This window comes from Bacillus sp. ISL-34 (assembly GCF_018613325.1).
In the GTDB taxonomy this organism is placed as follows: Bacteria; Bacillota; Bacilli; order Bacillales; family DSM-1321; genus Peribacillus.
On sequence record NZ_JAGGQJ010000026.1, the window covers coordinates 48,506 to 64,950 of the forward strand.

15 protein-coding genes are annotated in these 16,445 nt (G+C 38.3%); 12 read left to right on the forward strand and 3 right to left on the reverse strand.

Going from position 1 to position 16,445, the window contains the following annotated elements; all coding sequences use genetic code 11:
* Window positions 1-173 precede the first annotated feature (173 nt).
* Entirely contained in the window at window positions 174-1,535 is a 1,362-nt protein-coding gene (glpT, locus tag J7E52_RS18745) for a glycerol-3-phosphate transporter (protein WP_214749869.1), read from the reverse strand.
* Window positions 1,536-1,998: 463 nt separating this feature from the next.
* Between glpT and J7E52_RS18750 the strand changes: the two genes are divergently transcribed.
* The 6 genes from J7E52_RS18750 to J7E52_RS18775 all read left to right on the forward strand — a co-directional run bounded on the left by J7E52_RS18750 (window position 1,999) and on the right by J7E52_RS18775 (window position 7,938).
* Window positions 1,999-2,535: a DUF4309 domain-containing protein gene (locus J7E52_RS18750; protein WP_214749871.1), complete on the forward strand. Its 537-nt coding sequence runs from the start codon at window positions 1,999-2,001 to the stop codon at window positions 2,533-2,535.
* Between the two features lie 153 nt (window positions 2,536-2,688).
* A complete protein-coding gene (locus J7E52_RS18755) occupies window positions 2,689-3,132 on the forward strand; it encodes an SRPBCC family protein (protein ID WP_214749873.1) in 444 nt (147 codons plus the stop codon).
* 173 nt (window positions 3,133-3,305) lie between these two features.
* Window positions 3,306-3,569, forward strand: coding sequence for a metal-sensitive transcriptional regulator (locus J7E52_RS18760; RefSeq protein WP_214749876.1), 264 nt, complete (start codon window positions 3,306-3,308; stop codon window positions 3,567-3,569).
* Window positions 3,570-3,792: 223 nt separating this feature from the next.
* On the forward strand, window positions 3,793-5,250 hold the full coding sequence (cls, locus tag J7E52_RS18765; RefSeq protein WP_214749879.1) for a cardiolipin synthase: 1,458 nt from the start codon (window positions 3,793-3,795) through the stop codon (window positions 5,248-5,250).
* A gap of 488 nt (window positions 5,251-5,738) precedes the next feature.
* Window positions 5,739-6,488: a (S)-benzoin forming benzil reductase gene (locus J7E52_RS18770; protein ID WP_214749882.1), complete on the forward strand. Its 750-nt coding sequence runs from the start codon at window positions 5,739-5,741 to the stop codon at window positions 6,486-6,488.
* Window positions 6,489-6,675: 187 nt separating this feature from the next.
* On the forward strand, window positions 6,676-7,938 hold the full coding sequence (locus J7E52_RS18775) for a LysM peptidoglycan-binding domain-containing protein (protein WP_214749885.1): 1,263 nt from the start codon (window positions 6,676-6,678) through the stop codon (window positions 7,936-7,938).
* A 173-nt stretch (window positions 7,939-8,111) separates the two neighbouring features.
* Here J7E52_RS18775 and J7E52_RS18780 read toward each other — a convergent pair whose 3' ends face one another.
* Window positions 8,112-8,591 (reverse strand): MFS transporter, encoded by a 480-nt coding sequence (locus tag J7E52_RS18780; protein WP_309476908.1) that lies wholly within the window; start codon window positions 8,589-8,591, stop codon window positions 8,112-8,114.
* A gap of 9 nt (window positions 8,592-8,600) precedes the next feature.
* Window positions 8,601-9,125 carry an MFS transporter gene (locus J7E52_RS18785; RefSeq protein WP_214749889.1) on the reverse strand — a complete coding sequence of 175 codons (525 nt, stop codon included), beginning with the start codon at window positions 9,123-9,125 and terminating at the stop codon, window positions 8,601-8,603.
* Window positions 9,126-9,570: 445 nt separating this feature from the next.
* Between J7E52_RS18785 and J7E52_RS18790 the strand changes: the two genes are divergently transcribed.
* The 6 genes from J7E52_RS18790 (at window position 9,571) to J7E52_RS18815 (ending at window position 16,358) form a co-directional block, all read left to right on the forward strand.
* A complete protein-coding gene (locus J7E52_RS18790) occupies window positions 9,571-11,286 on the forward strand; it encodes an ABC transporter ATP-binding protein (protein ID WP_214749891.1) in 1,716 nt (571 codons plus the stop codon).
* Window positions 11,287-11,681: 395 nt separating this feature from the next.
* Window positions 11,682-12,773, forward strand: a complete 1,092-nt coding sequence (gene wecB, locus J7E52_RS18795) for a non-hydrolyzing UDP-N-acetylglucosamine 2-epimerase (RefSeq protein WP_214749893.1) — start codon at window positions 11,682-11,684, stop codon at window positions 12,771-12,773.
* Entirely contained in the window at window positions 12,766-13,752 is a 987-nt protein-coding gene (locus J7E52_RS18800) for a polysaccharide biosynthesis protein (RefSeq protein WP_214749895.1), read from the forward strand. Before wecB ends, J7E52_RS18800 begins: the two co-directional genes overlap by 8 nt.
* A complete protein-coding gene (locus J7E52_RS18805; RefSeq protein ID WP_214749897.1) occupies window positions 13,753-14,577 on the forward strand; it encodes a dTDP-4-dehydrorhamnose reductase family protein in 825 nt (274 codons plus the stop codon).
* On the forward strand, window positions 14,577-15,473 hold the full coding sequence (locus tag J7E52_RS18810) for an NAD-dependent epimerase/dehydratase family protein (protein ID WP_214749900.1): 897 nt from the start codon (window positions 14,577-14,579) through the stop codon (window positions 15,471-15,473). Before J7E52_RS18805 ends, J7E52_RS18810 begins: the two co-directional genes overlap by 1 nt.
* 111 nt (window positions 15,474-15,584) lie before the next feature.
* On the forward strand, window positions 15,585-16,358 hold the full coding sequence (locus tag J7E52_RS18815) for a sulfotransferase domain-containing protein (RefSeq protein ID WP_214749902.1): 774 nt from the start codon (window positions 15,585-15,587) through the stop codon (window positions 16,356-16,358).
* Window positions 16,359-16,445: the final 87 nt, after the last annotated feature.

Consider the following 16,445-nt stretch of genomic DNA (forward strand, 5'->3'; position numbering starts at 1 on the left):
TGAACTGTTACCCAACCGTCCGTCAACTGCTTGCGGGTATTGAAGACTGAATATTCCGTGATTTTTGTCCGTCGACATAATCATGGAGGGGTAGAACTATTTATGGAAAACCCATCCCCCTTAGAATATATCTAAGGGGGATGGGGAAGTTATAGCTCAATAATATGCCTGTATTAGCCCTTTACTACTTCCTGCCCACGAACATTCCATGTAAATGCAAATACCACTACTGCCAGAACACAAGAAATCGTAATTAATGTAAAACCTGCATTCCAGCCTGCAAAGTCAACTACATATCCCATAATGGCATTTGCCGCTACAGATCCACCTAAATATCCAAATAAGCCAGTCAGTCCTGCTGCAGTGCCTGCAGCTTTTTTAGGAACTAAATCCAGTGCTTGCAGACCTATTAACATTACAGGTCCATAAATTAAGAATCCAATCGCAATTAGGGAAATAATATCGATCATTGGGTTGCCTGCAGGGTTAAACCAGTATACAAGGACTGCGATTAATACTCCTAACATAAAGACAACCCCTGCTGGTCCCCGACGACCTTTAAAAACTTTATCCGAGATATAACCGCATAATAAAGTTCCCGGAATGCCTGCCCATTCGTATAGGAAATAAGCTGTACTGGATTCGTCCATGTTGAAGCCTTTTTCTTCGCTTAAATAGGTTGGTGCCCAATCAAGTACCCCATAACGGACGAAATAAACAAAGATGTTTGCAATCGCAATCGCCCAGACCCATTTGTTATTTAATACATATTTAAATAATATCTCTTTTGTCGTCAACTCTGTTTCAAACGTTTTTTTCATTTTATTTGGAAAATCATTACGATACTCTTCAATTGGTGGTAATCCAACTGATTGTGGTGTATCACGTATTAAGATAAATGAAATGATTGCTATTAATATGGCAATTAGAGCAGGTAGTATAAAAATCCCTTCATAACCTGCATATGAAGAACCCATTAATGTTGCAAAGATGGAGACACCTGCAATCGCCAATGGTGCCATTAAGCCACCACCCACGTTGTGGGCAACATTCCATATTGCCGTTTTCCTTCCTCTTTCACTCACACTAAACCAGTGAACAAGCACTCGGCCTGATGGAGGCCAGCCCATCCCTTGAAACCATCCATTAATGAATAACATGATAAACATAATTGTAACGGATGATGTGAAAAATGGAACAAGACCCATAAGTAAGCTGACAATTCCAGCAAGAATCAAACCTACTGGCAAGAAATACCTTGCATTGCTTCGGTCTGACACAGTTCCCATTACAAACTTACTTATCCCATATGAAATCGAAATGGCTGATAATGCAAGACCCAGCTCTCCAGTTGTAAAGCCTTCCTCCTTTAAATATGGCATCGCCATGGAAAAGTTTTTACGAATTAAATAATATGCAGCATAACCAATGAAGATACCGATGAAAACTTGTAATCTGAGTTTCTTATATTCAGAATCTATTTTTCCTTCAGGTAACCTTTCAACCGGTAGAGCTGGCTTAAATAATTTGAGCATCCAATTCCTCCTTAATATGATATTTTTGGACCTAATTAAGTAAAGTATAGATGATGACACATAAAAAAACTCATACCCAAATAGCAACCTTTTTGTTTAAAAGGTCCTATTAAAGCATGAGTCTCCAAATCTCCACCATCGTTAACTTGTAATAATTATACTATCTTCATAAGAAAACGCTGTCAACTTTTTTTTTGGCCATCCGGACAAAGAAGGCACCAAGGGCATCAAGTTAACTAACTAAGTCTTTTTTAGGACCCGTTTTAAAATCAAAGAATGTTGCTCACTTGAAGCGACTTAATCGGTTTTAATGTTTTTTTCTGAACGAATGGTATGTGTCCAAAGTTCCGATGAATAGGGTAAAGGTAAAACCTAATGGAATGACATACGCAATTTTTCATCTTTTTTTTAGATATTTAATATAATGTAATTAGTCATTTCCAGGTGGAAAGGGAGGATAACTTTGAAACAAGGTAATCGTTTTATCCGAAGCGTTACATTTCTAATGCTCGCATTTCTCATGTTTAGTGGGCAGGCTGCTTTTGCTACATCAGATTCAATATCATCGCAATCCACGCCAGACCTTTTGATTAGGCAGATCATGGGTTTAGCCTACGAATCCCAACAATCCATGAGCAGTGGACCATTTTCTGTAGGTGATTCGTTAAAGAAAGTGGAAAAAGCCTGGGGTGCACCGGAAGATTTAAGTACCGTTGCGGCCAATTATTGGAGCCGTAATGTTCGATTCCTCTATGACGGTTCAACAGGTAGAAAAACGATTACTGCCATTGATGATTTTAATCCGCAATTGCAAACCATCCATTTATCCATGTTGAAGGAATTGATTGGTGAACCTGTAAGTGAAGTGGAGCAAGAAGGGATGTACTATGTCACTTATACCGATTACGCAAATTATAAAGTGGTTTTTGTGTTTGAAAGCGCCTGGATTAACCCAGATCCAAGGTTGAATATGTATACGGTTGAATTTGCTTCAGATTAGTAAGTCAAAAAAGGATCGTCCCTTTATTGCAGAGGGGCGATTCTTTGCTACCTACGGGAAAATTTTGTTTAAGAATCTAATCTTACCGTTCTATTCAATATTTTCAGCCATACATTAAAAAGATGTAAGTAGAATGATTAAGGGGGATTTGCTTTGTCAGAAGGTGTACATAGTATCATTTTACCTGTTTCAATGAAAACAGTATGGGGATTTGTCAGTGTCATAGATCGTTGGGCACCTCTTGTCCCAGGATATATCAATCATGAGATGATAAATGAGGAGACACTTATTTGGGAGTTTAAAAGCGATTTGGGATTAATGAAGAAGAAAATTAAACTTGAAGTGAATATATTGGAATGGAATGAACCTGATAAGGTAACATTTAAACTTAAGGGATTAAATGAAAAATTTGATGGGCATGGCTATTTTTTAGCGGAACCGTGCGGAATCGGACAGACTAAAATGACTGGCTGCCTGGCGATTACGGCAAAAGGAGCCAAAGCCCCTATCGTCAATGCTTTGTTAAAAACCTACGTTCCCCAAATGACGATCGAGTTTTCTGAGGCAGTTGCACAAAGTCTCCTTGTACAAAAATAAAAATTACATATCGGAGCTATCATTATTGGATATTGGCACTTGACAATTATCCCTTAGTGGTATGTATTATAAATTGAACTATTTTTTATAAAGCCTTTGTTTCAAACTGTATGGGTTTTGTGATGGATGTCTTGATACGAATCATAAGTAATAGGCAGGGTAGGAGGCCTCACATGGAATATGATAAGCAGGTTAAAAATAGAGTGAAGCGAATTGAAGGACAGCTTCGCGGGATATTGAAAATGATGGAGGAAAACAAAGATTGCAGAGATGTAGTAACTCAGTTATCTGCCACTAGATCTGCAATCGATAGGACAATTGGGGTCATAGTAAGTTCCAATCTTGTGGAATGCGTTCGGGAGGCTAATGAATCCGGAGAAAAGAATCCCGAAGGGCTAGTGAAAGAAGCTGTGAATTTATTAGTGAAAAGCAGGTAAGCATTTATATTTATTTGAATTGGAATTTTTAAAACAATGATTATAAGACAACCTGACCAATCCGAGAAATTTCAGTGTCAGGGATGGATGGATTTTTTTAAAATGGGCCTCTAAGAGGTCCATTTTTGTGAATTCTCTGTTTTCACTTCTGATAAGCAAATCCTTTGATATAAAGAATTTGCATGGTATCCTTAAAGGGATAAAAATTGAGTGAGGGTATGCTATGGAATTTACGCATGTTACATCGGTTTTGCTCGGCCTCGTCATCATTTTAAATATTTTATTTGCCACGATTGTCATATTTTTTGAAAGAAGGGAAGCGAGCACGACCTGGGCTTGGTTATTGGTGTTATATTTTCTGCCTGTAGCCGGATTTGTTTTATATCTCCTTTTTGGAACAAGTTTAAGGCACGCCCATTTATTCCAATGGGAGGACAAGAAGAAGATAGGGATTGAAGAAATACTTGAAAAACAGATGGAAGAGCTTTCAACGGATCATTTTCCTTTTCGAAATGCTTCCTCAAGTAATTACCGTGATTTGATTTATATGCATCTCCGGAACAACGGTGCAGTGCTTACTGAAGATAATCAAGTCGATATTTTTACGGAAGGAAAAAAAAAGTTTGACCAGCTTTTCAAAGATATTGAAGCGGCCGAAAACCATATACATATACAATATTACATCATCCAAAGGGACGGTCTTGGTAAACGATTCATTGAAGCTTTGACCAAAAAAGCGAATGAAGGCGTTAAAGTTCGGCTGCTTTATGATGAGCTGGGTTCCAGAGGAATGACTAAAAGTTTCTTCAGGGAATTTAGGCAGGCTGGAGGAAGAGTGGAGGCATTCTTTCCATCCAAATTAAAATTTATAAATTTACGCCTGAATTTCCGAAACCATCGAAAACTTGTCATCATTGATGGAAAAGTAGGGTATGTTGGAGGCTTTAATGTTGGAGATGAATATTTAGGCCTTAACCCAAAATTCGGTTATTGGCGTGATACACACCTTCGAATAAAGGGGGCGGCTGTAAAAGCCATTCAAACCCGCTTTATCCTGGATTGGAATCAGGCATCAAAGCACCATGATATAACTTATCAGCCTCATTATTTCCCTATTTTAAAGCCTCAGGGAAATATAGATTTGCAAATAGTGACAAGTGGGCCGGATTCTGAATGGGAACAAATTAAAAATGGCTATATTAAATTAATTTCTTCAGCAAAGAAATCGATTCTCATTCAAACACCTTACTTCATACCGGATGCTAGTTTATTGGATGCACTCAGGATTGCCAGCTTATCAGGGTTAGATGTGAAAATCATGATTCCGAATAAACCTGATCACCTTTTCGTTTATTGGGCAACAACTTTCAATGCAGGGCAGTTGTTAAGAGCGGGAGCAAAGATATACATTTATGATAACGGCTTTATTCATGCGAAGATGATCGTGGTGGACGAAGAAGTCTCCTCGGTGGGGACAGCTAACATTGATGTCCGTAGTTTTAAATTGAACTTTGAAGTCAATGCCTTCATTTATGATGAAGGTATGGCCGAAACACTGACAAGGATTTTTTATAAGGATGTCGAAGTCTGCAGGCAGCTAACAATTGAAGAGTTTGAAAGGCGTTCAAAATGGATTCGTTTTAAAGAGGCCATTGCAAGGCTGCTATCACCGATATTATAATTTTTAAACTAAGCGGACCACTACGATATGGTCTGCTCAGGCTGTAGACAAATTCGAAGAAATGCGAGTTTGACTGCAGTTTTTTTCTTTGAAAAACGTTCCAGTTGATTGGAACGGAAGGTACGAGACTCCTGCGGGAAAAGCGCGTCCAAGGGAGACCCCACAGGCGCGAAGAGGGTCGAGGAGGCTCCCGGACCGCCCGCGGAAAGCGAGTGCCTGAAGTGGAAATCAACGTTCGAATTTTACAAACCCTTAAAAAATATTCTAGCCTGATTTCAAAAATACGCACCCTTTCCGCCGCCTGTCTGCCAAGCCACATCAAGGCAAGCGCATGTGGGGTCTTGTCTAGCTAGTTATTCGGCAGGAGTGTCGCAAATTTCTTCAATCAAAAGTATAACCAAGTTTTGTTTTAAATCATGGTTCGGGATGAGACCATTCCGAACTCCATTTTGGTACAATAGTTTATATCCATAAAAGGGGGAAATGCCGTGAAAACGTTTATTATCACTGGAGCTTCAAAAGGTTTAGGTGCTGCCATCGCCAAAGGCTGTTTGCAGACGAGTGATCATTGCATTTTAGTTTCCCGTACAGCCAATCCTGAAATGCAGCGGCTGGCTGACCGATCCGGGACGAAACTTACATTTATTTCAGTGGACTTGAATGAAACTGAAAAGTTACCTTCCTTAGTCAATGAGATTCTTGCTTCTGTCGATGAAACAAGTGACATTTACTTCATTAATAATGCAGGTGTTATTGAACCGATAAAGCCGGTAGGAAATCTCGGTATAGTGAATTTGGAAACAAGCATGCGGGTGAATTTCATGGCACCCATCGTATTGGCTGATGAATTCGTTAAACAGACAAAGGACTGGAATAGAAAGAAGGTAATGGTCAACATATCTTCAGGTGCAGCAAAAAACCCTTATCATGGCTGGGCAGCCTATTGCAGTACTAAGGCGGGACTAGAAATGTTCACACGGGTTGCTGGGGTGGAACAGGATAAAGCGTCTTTCCCTACGTCTCTCATATCTTTTTCACCAGGTGTTATGGATACGGAGATGCAAGGGACAATCCGGTCAGCAGACGAAAGGGACTTTTCCGATCGAGACAAATTTCATGCATATAAAGAGAAAGGCATGTTAAGAAGCCCTGAATTTGTGGCAGACAAACTATTGCAGCTGCTTGAAGCGGATGATTTGGAAAACGGGAAGTTCTACGATATTAAGAATTTACTTTGATGTATGGAAATACGAAAAATCAACTGTTGGCTTATAGCGTGGGGTTGTCCCTTTGGACAGCCTCTTTTTTAAGTGATCTTTTATTTTATATAAAAATACAGGATATCATCAAGGAAATATGATAATTCGTTCTATCCAATAACCTGAATAACATAAACTTTTTTGGAGGGAGTTTGGAGGGTTTTGAATGAAGATCATTATTGTGAAAAAAGGTGACAGCCTTTGGGAAATTGCCAGGAAAAATAAAGTTGAACCATCGAGGATAATTGAAGTCAACGGATTGGAGTCAACAGCTTTGGTTCCTGGCCTGGCATTGTATATACCTGATGAAAAAGCGGTGAATCGAAGGTATCTAATTAAAAGTCAGGATACCCTCGCTAGAATCGGCAGTCGTTTTGGAACGAGTGCAACGGCAATCACGGAGGCCAATCCAGGAATCGTTGAAAACTCGCTTAAAGTCGGTACGGAAATATTGATTCCGTCTCCTTACAAAAATCAATTGATTACGCTGGGTTTTGCCTTTCCGACTTCAGGTGGAGCAGTATTTGAAACACTTGAGGAGAATGGTGATAAATTATCCTATTTAGCCATTGTAGCTTATTCGTTTACAAGGGAAGGAAATGCATATGTTGATGGTGATGATCTCCCGCTTATCGCGAAATGTGAGCAAACCGGGGTGACGCCGCTACTGATGATCCGGAACTTTCAAGATGGTGATTTTGATGCTGATTTGGCGGGTGATGTCCTTGCTAGTTCAGTATACAGGGCGACTTTAATCAATACCATGCTGAATTTCGTTAGGGAGAAAGGGTATGGGGGTGTCAGTATGGACATCGAATTCATCCCACCTGCCAGGCGTTCCGATTATGTGCTTTTTTTAAAAGAATTAAAGGAGGGGTTGAACGAACTGATCCTGCATGTGAACGTACATGCAAAAACAGCGGATAATCCTGAAAATCGTATTGTAGGCGGCCATGATTATCGGGGGATTGGAGAGGCAGCCGACCTTGTTGCCGTGATGACCATTGATTATGGGTATCCAACTGGCCCGCCTGAACCAATTTCACCACTGTGGTGGATGGGCGAGGTTCTTCGTTATGCTTTGGCGAATATTCCTGAGTATAAATTACAGTCGGCATTCCCTATGTATGGATACGATTGGATAGTACCAAGCCACGAGACGAAAGCTTTATCAGCCCAAAATGCCCAAAATCTTGCCATTGCAACTGGCACTGAAATTACTTTTGACACTTCTGCGGCTTCACCTACCTATTCTTATCAAAGAGAAAATTCGAATCATGTCGTTTGGTTTGAAGATATTCGGTCGATAAGCGCAAAATATGGAATGATTGATGCATATGAACTGATAGGTGCAACTTATTGGCAGATTGGTTTGGAATTCCCGCAGAATTGGGAGTTTATTGAAAAGAATATCTTGATTATCAAATAGAATGAATGGGTGCAGGCGGTGAATGGAAGTGTTATATTTTTTTCCTTGTTTGGTTGTGCAACTTTTATCAGGGCTAAGCCAATCTCACCTGGAGGAATTTAAAGGGATCCAGCTAAAAGGAGCCATGGAAAACCAAGGCTCCTTTACTTTAACGGTTAACCGAATGGAATGCATCATCCAGGAATATTAGATGACTGATTTGACATCGAATGCTCATGTTTTTTTCCCTGTAAGTCTTTCTTTTTAAAAGTTGCATAAAGAAAAGCGAGGAATATAAGGGTGGAAGAAAATTGGAACGTTGTTTTGACATCGTATGTTTCCGTTATATAGCCTAATAGCAAGACAGAGACGGCAAATGTAAGATTGATGACTGCTCCCCAAACGGCATGAATCTTTGCCAGAGTCTTTTCCGAAGCATGGTCTTGGAATAGCTTGGTGTAGATCACTTCCCGGAGTTGTTCCGGGAGACCGTACAGGCATGCCAGCAGCAAAGCCATAGCAGGAATACTGGTAGTTCCAAAAAGCAGGGTCAGCAGTGAACTGAGAAATAGCCTGAAAGTGATGAAGAATCCTATATATTTTTCTAGTAACTTGGCAAAACGGATGACGATCAATCCACTGAAAATCATGCCGACAAAGTAGCTTGTGTTAATGTATCCCCATCACTCCTCACCCAGTTGCAGCTTCTTTTCAACATATACATATATAACGGCAGCCACCCACACGCTTGAAGCCAAAGTAGTTATAAAATCAATGGAAATGAGTGTACGGATAGTTGGGATTTGTCGAATCGCAACCCATCCGGATTTAATCGAACACCAGTTTGACGGAACAACAGAGTCCGTCGTTTGTTCTGAGACTTCCATTCTCACTGTATGGATCGTTGAAACGGCAAACAGCATGACCGTAAGCCAAATAATGAAACTGCTGTTGGTACTTATCAATAAGATGGAACCTAGTGGCCATCCTGCTACAAAGATGGTCTGGGTGATCACATTCAAGAAACCATTCGCTTTCATCCGTTCTTCTTTTGGAACTAATTGAGGAACCAAAGCTGCGCTGACCGGGGCAGCGACTCCATCCAATAATGAAATCATGGCAATGAATAAAATGACAGCATCGGCAAAACCATGATTGAAATTTGTTATATAGATTCCTAGGCCAACGAGTAAGATGGTCTTCACCATTGAGAATGTACAAGGATTCTTTTTAAAGGAAACCTGTGGATGACAAGGGGGAGGGTAAACTGCTGATAAACCGAAAAATCGTTGTAGTGAACGGAAGCAAGCTCTAATAAAAGGCAGATCCCGTCAAAGTATATAATAATGAAATCAACCCGACTACATAAAATATATCCCCTAGATTTGCAAACGCATGACCGATCCAAAGGTATCGAAACGATGTGTTTGTCATGTATACCATCCTTTTGCGAAAATAAAGTTCATGGATATTTAGAATGGTTATTATTTTTACACTGGATTCACTCCTTAATTTAATAGATTGCATGAGCCGGGTTGGGCTGTTTTATATAGATAATTTTACCAAATATGAACATAGGGGTTCTGAAATGCTTGCTGAATATTGTATATGGAATTATACTCCTTAATATATGTAAAAAAGGAGAAAAATTTGATGATTCGACGTTTTGCTTCATATTACCTGCCGCATAAGCGGTTATTCATTATTGACTTCTTTAGTGCAGTGGTCGTTGCGGTACTTGAACTTGCATTTCCGCTAGCTGTTCAGTGGTTTATAGATACACTGCTGCCTGGCGACGATTGGTCTGCAATTGTTTCAGTAAGTATCGGTTTGTTCCTTCTTTATATCATTAGTACCTTCTTACAGTTCATCGTAGGGTATTGGGGTCACAAATTGGGTATCAATATTGAGACTGATATGCGTGAGGAATTATTTGAGCATGTGCAAAAACAATCTTTTCGTTTTTTTGATAACACGAAAACCGGCCATATCATGAGCCGCATAACCAATGATCTTTTCGATATTGGTGAACTTGCTCACCATGGTCCCGAAGATTTATTCATTGCCTTCATGACTTTTATAGGTGCATTTTGGATTATGTTGACAATCAATGTGAAACTGGCACTCGTATCGGTTTGTATTTTACCGTTCCTCGTGTTGTTAATTGTCATAAGTAATTTAAAGATGAATAAAGCCTGGAAGAAAATGTATACAGAAGTTGCGGATGTAAATGCCCGTGTGGAAGATAGCGTCTCAGGAGTGAGGGTTGTACAATCGTTTACTAATGAAACATATGAAATGAAAAGATTTGCTACTAATAATCGCAGATTCCGTAAAGCGAAACTTCTAGGATATAAGGTAATGTCCTTTAGCTTATCGGGCATTTACATGATGACGAGGTTTATGACCCTTGCCGTGTTGGTGATTGGAGCTTGGCTAACTTTTCATGGGCAGCTCTCTTATGGTGAACTGGTTGCATTCGTCTTATATGTTAACGTATTATTTAAGCCGATCGACAAAATCAGTGCGTTGATGGAACTCTATCCAAAAGGGATGGCCGGCTTTAAGCGTTTTACGGAACTTCTGGATGTCGCGCCTGATGTTGTGGATAAAAAGGATGCAATTGAGGTAACCACCCTTTTAGGGGACATTTCCTTTAAAGATGTTTCTTTTAACTATGAAGACAAAAAGCCAGTTTTAAAAGGTATTGATCTAACAGTTAAAGCTGGTGAAACCATTGCTTTTGTCGGGCCTTCAGGAGCTGGGAAAACGACCATATGTTCATTGATCCCAAGATTTTATGATGTTAAGGCCGGTTCAATATCCATTGATGGAATTGATATTCGTGAGATGACGAAAAAGTCATTGCGCTCACAAATTGGCATAGTCCAGCAAGACGTGTTTCTTTTCACAGGAACAGTAAAAGAGAACATTACGTACGGAATGCTTGACGCCTCGGATGAACAAATTCAAGAAGCCGCAAGGAAAGCCCATTTGGAGACATTCATTGAAGGACTTCCAGAAGGCTATGAAACTCAAATAGGTGAACGCGGCTTGAAATTATCGGGAGGACAAAAACAACGGATTGCAATAGCAAGGATGTTTTTGAAGAATCCGCCAATATTAATTCTCGATGAGGCAACCTCTGCACTCGATACCGAGACGGAAAGAATCATTCAGCAGGCTCTTACAGAACTAGCTGAAAACAGAACTACGTTAATCATCGCACACCGATTGGCAACCATTCGAAACGCTGACAAGATCGTGGTTGTTACGGAAGAAGGAATTGCTGAAGAGGGCGGTCATGATGACTTACTTAAGCAGGGGGGCATTTTTGCCAATCTGCATCAATTACAATTCCAAAAATGATAAAAAGCTATATGTCCTAACAAGGACATATAGCTTTTTTTAATAGATTGGAGTGGAATTCAATTCAGAATGATTTCCCATAATTTCAAAGGGTAACAAACAAGGTAATTGAAAAATGGATGAAACATTTACCTTTTCCAAAGGATGAAAATGACTCAGTGTACTGAGGCAGATTTTCTACCAAAAAAGACTTGGAGTCGTTCCATGTCTTTTTTTATGAAAAAAAGTCAATAAACGGGTCTTGCCAGAGTTGGAAGTGCAGTCTATAAAGGCGGTTATTTGTTTTAAATAGACCGAAATCTAATAGGTTAGCCTATGTCAATAGGATTGGCTGTGCATACAATAAAGGGTAGACGGAGAGGCCATAAACCAGAAAAGAGTAAGGAGTGTAAATCGTGAAAGTAATGACTATTTTAGGGACTCGACCTGAAATTATCAGATTAAGTCTAATAATCAAGAAATTGGATCAATATGCTGATTCACATATTCTAGTGCACACTGGACAAAATTTCACTACATCCTTAAGTGAAATATTCTTCCAACAGCTACAGGTTAGAACCCCTGATTATGTCTTGTTGAATCAACAGCAAACCCTCGGAGAACAGTTAGCAGCCATATATAAGAATTTAGAAACTATCATATTAAATGAAAAGCCTGACAAAGTATTAGTGTTGGGGGATACAAACTCCGGGCTCAGCTCCATCTTAGCAGAGCGGATGGGCATCCCCGTCATTCATATGGAAGCAGGGAACCGTTGCTTTGACCTGGAAGTGCCAGAGGAGAAAAATCGAAAGATCATTGATGCTGTATCAAGCTTGAATTTACCTTACACTCCTCAAAGTAAAGAGAATCTTCTGAAAGAAGGTATCCCCAGCAAAAGGATATATTTATCGGGAAACCCTATTTTCGAAGTTTTGAACCATTACAACAATGAGATCGAGCAAAGTGGAATTTTGGACAAGATGAATTTGAAAAAGGAGGATTATTTCCTCGTAACTGCCCATCGAGCCGAAAATGTTGACTATGAAGACCGTTTGATGGAAATTATGAAAGGCATTAATTTGGTTGCTGAAACCTACCAAAAAAGAATCATATGCAGCTTACATCCCCGGACAAAATCCCGTATAGAACTCAGTCCCAAATTAGAAGTGCACCCATTAATTGAATTTCATGAGCCATTTGGTTTCTTTGATTTCGTAAAGCTTGAAAAAAACGCTTTTTGTGTGCTGACCGATAGTGGAACCGTTCAAGAGGAATGTTGTTTGTTCCATGTACCGACCGTTACGATACGAAAAACAACGGAAAGGCCAGAAACAATTGAGTCTGGCAGCAATATGTTATCGGGAATTAACGCTAAACAAATCGTCAATTGTGTGAAGGTTATGGTTAACCAGCAAAAAGACTGGACTTTTCCAGAAGGCTACGACCATAAAAACGTTTCAGATAAAGTGCTTAAAATAATACTGGGAGGCCATAAAATTGATTAAGAATCGAACAATTTTGGTAACAGGCGGTACAGGCTCTTGGGGATATGAATTGGTAAGGCAGCTATTGGATTTTGAACCACGTGAAATAAGGATTTTTTCAAGAAATGAGTCCAATCAATTTACAATGAAACAAGAGTTTGATAATAACCCGAAACTGCATTTCATAATCGGGGATGTAAAAGAGAAGGAAGCATTATTGGAAGCATGCGAAGGCGTTGATTATATCTTCCACTTGGCAGCATTAAAGCATGTTCCTGTATGTGAAGATCAACCCATTGAAGCATTGAAGACGAATGTAATTGGAACACAGAATGTTATAGAAGCCGCTATTAGCTGTAATGTACATTCGGTTGTAAACATTTCTACAGACAAGGCTTCGAATCCATCCAATTTTTATGGTCTATCAAAGGCAATGGCGGAAAGACTGATCATACACGCTAATACATTAAACACAAAAACAAGATTTGTTTGTATCAGGGGCGGAAATGTGCTGGGCACAAATGGAAGTGTCATTCATGTATTCAAAAAGCAAATCAAAGAAAAGGGAAAAATCGGTATAACGGACTTAAATATGACAAGATTCTTTCTAACCATTGAAGAAGCTATTAAATTGGTATTTAAGGCAACCTTTGAAAGCATTGGCGGAGAAATATTCGTGATGAAAATGCCATCCTGTAAAATTATTGACCTAGCCCAAGTATTGATTGATTCTTCTGATGTGGAAAATGTTGACGTCGATATACTAGGTATTAGGCCTGGAGAAAAATTGCATGAACTCCTCCTCTCCGAATATGAAAGTAAAACAACGATTACTTTTGATGATGAGTACTTTGTTATTCTTCCTACAAGCCAATCAGAAGAATTAAAGGAACATTATTCAAAATATAAACCTGTAAACTTATTGAACTACAATTCCAGCAAAGAATTGATGAGTAAAGACGAAATCAAAGAGATATTACAAAAAGGCAGGTTTATATAAATGAAAGTACTTATCCTTGGCGGAAAAGGGATGGCTGGACACGTAATAACAGCTTATTTTCAACAAAATCCACAGTATAAAGTGTTCTATACATCAAGGGACCCTGAAGATAAGGATAGTATCTACCTAGATATTACTATCCCAACAAAGTTGGAGGAAATCATTGAATCTATAAAGCCGGATATTATCGTTAACTGTATTGGTATATTAAATGATCATGCTAGCAATAATCCGAAGCTGGCCTTTCAGGTAAATAGCTTACTACCACACGAGCTGGTCAAATTAACTGAACGGAACAATGGTAAATTAATTCATATTAGTACAGATTGCGTGTTTTCAGGAACGGAAGGAGATTATACGGAGGGTGATATTCCTGACGGTACTTCTTTTTATGCTCAATCAAAACAACTGGGAGAAATCATTAGCGATAAACATTTAACTATTCGTACCTCAATTATCGGTCCAGAGTTAAAAGATGATGGCATAGGGTTGTTTCAATGGTTTATGAAGCAAAGTGATCAAATTATTGGTTATGAGAAAGTGCTGTGGAATGGAGTGACAACACTTGAGTTGGCTAAAGCCATTGAAGCATTGATTGAGAATAACGTAACGGGCTTATATCATTTAGGTTCTGAGAATAAAGTGTCAAAATATAATCTATTGAAATTAATCAAGAGGACATTTAATAAAACAGATGTTGAGATTTTACCTGATTCACATATTGTACTGGATCGAACAATAAAAAATACAAGGAATGATTTTTATTATCAGATTCCCACTTATGAACATATGCTGAAAGAATTAAAAAGTTGGATGGAAAAGTAATGAGCCAGATGCCTAAATTATTAATTACGGGGGCAAGCGGATTCACTGGTCAGCATGCGTGTAACCACTTTGTAAACGCAGGTTTTGCTGTTACTGCCGTGTCCAGAAAGAGTTTCGGAAATGGTCAAGTTCAGACAGAGCTTTGTGATCTAACAAACAAGGAAAATGTAGGTAAGTTAATAAAGAAAGTGAAACCCGATTATCTTCTTCATTTAGCAGGGCAAAACCACGTAGGACAATCTTGGATTGACCCTGTTTCTTATCTGGAAGTAAATGCCATGTCAACCCTATATTTAATTGAAGCACTAAGGCAAGAAAATCCAGCATGTAAAATGGTTATAGTCGGTTCAGCACTGCAATTTGACCCTCAAAATATTACAACTCTAACACACCCTTATAGTTTAAGTAAAACGCTTCAAGTACTTATTGCCCAATCATGGGGAGTACTATACAACATGAATATCGTTATAGCTAAGCCCTCAAACTTGATAGGCCCCGGAATCTCAAATGGTGTTTGTTCCATATTTGCAAAAAAGATAGTCGATATGGAAGAAAATAAAGCTGAAAAAGTACTTGAAGTAAGTAATCTGCAAGCAAAACGGGATTTTGTGGATGTAAGAGATGCTGTAAATGCTTATGAAATTCTGTTAACTCAAGGGGAATCAGGAGAAATCTATGATATTGCTTCAGGGAATAGTCGTTCTTTAGGAGATATAATAAATCAATTTAATTCTATTGCAAATATAGAATTTAAAGTAAAAATAAACACAAAAATTACAGCAACGGATGAACATACTGAAATTAATTTATCAAAAATAAAGAAATTAGGATGGCAATCCATTATTCCTTTTGATACATCTATATTAGATATTCTTAATTTCTATCGTAAGAATTAATAAACAAAAAATATTAGCAAAATTAAGGGCTTTTAATTATTGACCAAATAATATTAAAATTCTAATCTGAAAAGATAATTTTTATAAGACAGAAAAATAGGGGGGGTTAAGTTGACTCAAAAAAAATCACTTTTGCCTAAGATATTTATCAACTCTGTTCCCAAAAGTAGTACGAACCTATTAATACAAATTTTAAATGGAATTTTGAAAGTTTATCAAGGACGTTCCTTTTGGGGAGAAAACGTTAACGAAGTTTTAAAACTTGAACATGGAGAGATGGTGTATAGTCATTTACCCTATGATTATTCATTTTCTAAAGAACTACAATTACGATCCATCAAACAAGTATTTATATATCGCGATTTACGTGATGTAGCTGTTTCTATGGTATATTTTATTAATGAAAAATTCCATGATCATCCATTGTATCCAGTATTTCAAAAAAGACTATTAACCTTTGAAGAACAATTAAATGCAGTGATTCTAGGAATAGATTTGATAGGTGAAGAAAATAATAATAAATGGGGAGTAGAAAAACGTTATCCGGGTATCTATGAGGAGTTTCATATGATATACGAATGGCGTAATGATCCAACCGTTTGCAATATACGATATGAGGACTTAACTAATGATAGATCAAAAGACGAAGTCATTCTCAGTATCATTGATTATTTATGGGAAGATTTAAAAGAATTAGAAATTAATAAGTTTGATTTATTGCGTTTAGCGAAAAATAATATTGACCCTGGGAATTCATGGACGTTTCGCCAAGGAAGAATTGGAGGTTGGCGTAAAGAGTTCACAGAAACAAACAAACGTAATTTTAAAGAAACAACTGGAGATTTCCTAATTGAACTTGGTTATGAGGAAAATAATGATTGGTAAAAACCAGAGTATAAAAAAGGTTATCTTCTCGAATTGACTTTATTTGTTGATATAAGGGTTTTAAAGATAACACTGCTATTAATATAA

Excerpts from the sequence above, each read along its gene's own strand:
- glpT (WP_214749869.1), bottom strand. The coding sequence starts at position 1,535 with ATGCTCAAATTATTTAAGCCAGCTCTACCGGTTGAAAGGTTACCTGAA.
- J7E52_RS18760 (WP_214749876.1), top strand. The coding sequence starts at position 3,306 with ATGGAATATGATAAGCAGGTTAAAAATAGAGTGAAGCGAATTGAAGGA.
- cls (WP_214749879.1), top strand. The coding sequence starts at position 3,793 with ATGGAATTTACGCATGTTACATCGGTTTTGCTCGGCCTCGTCATCATT.
- J7E52_RS18775 (WP_214749885.1), top strand. The coding sequence starts at position 6,676 with ATGAAGATCATTATTGTGAAAAAAGGTGACAGCCTTTGGGAAATTGCC.
- J7E52_RS18785 (WP_214749889.1), bottom strand. The coding sequence starts at position 9,125 with ATGGTGAAGACCATCTTACTCGTTGGCCTAGGAATCTATATAACAAAT.
- J7E52_RS18790 (WP_214749891.1), top strand. The coding sequence starts at position 9,571 with ATGATTCGACGTTTTGCTTCATATTACCTGCCGCATAAGCGGTTATTC.
- J7E52_RS18805 (WP_214749897.1), top strand. The coding sequence starts at position 13,753 with ATGAAAGTACTTATCCTTGGCGGAAAAGGGATGGCTGGACACGTAATA.
- J7E52_RS18810 (WP_214749900.1), top strand. The coding sequence starts at position 14,577 with ATGAGCCAGATGCCTAAATTATTAATTACGGGGGCAAGCGGATTCACT.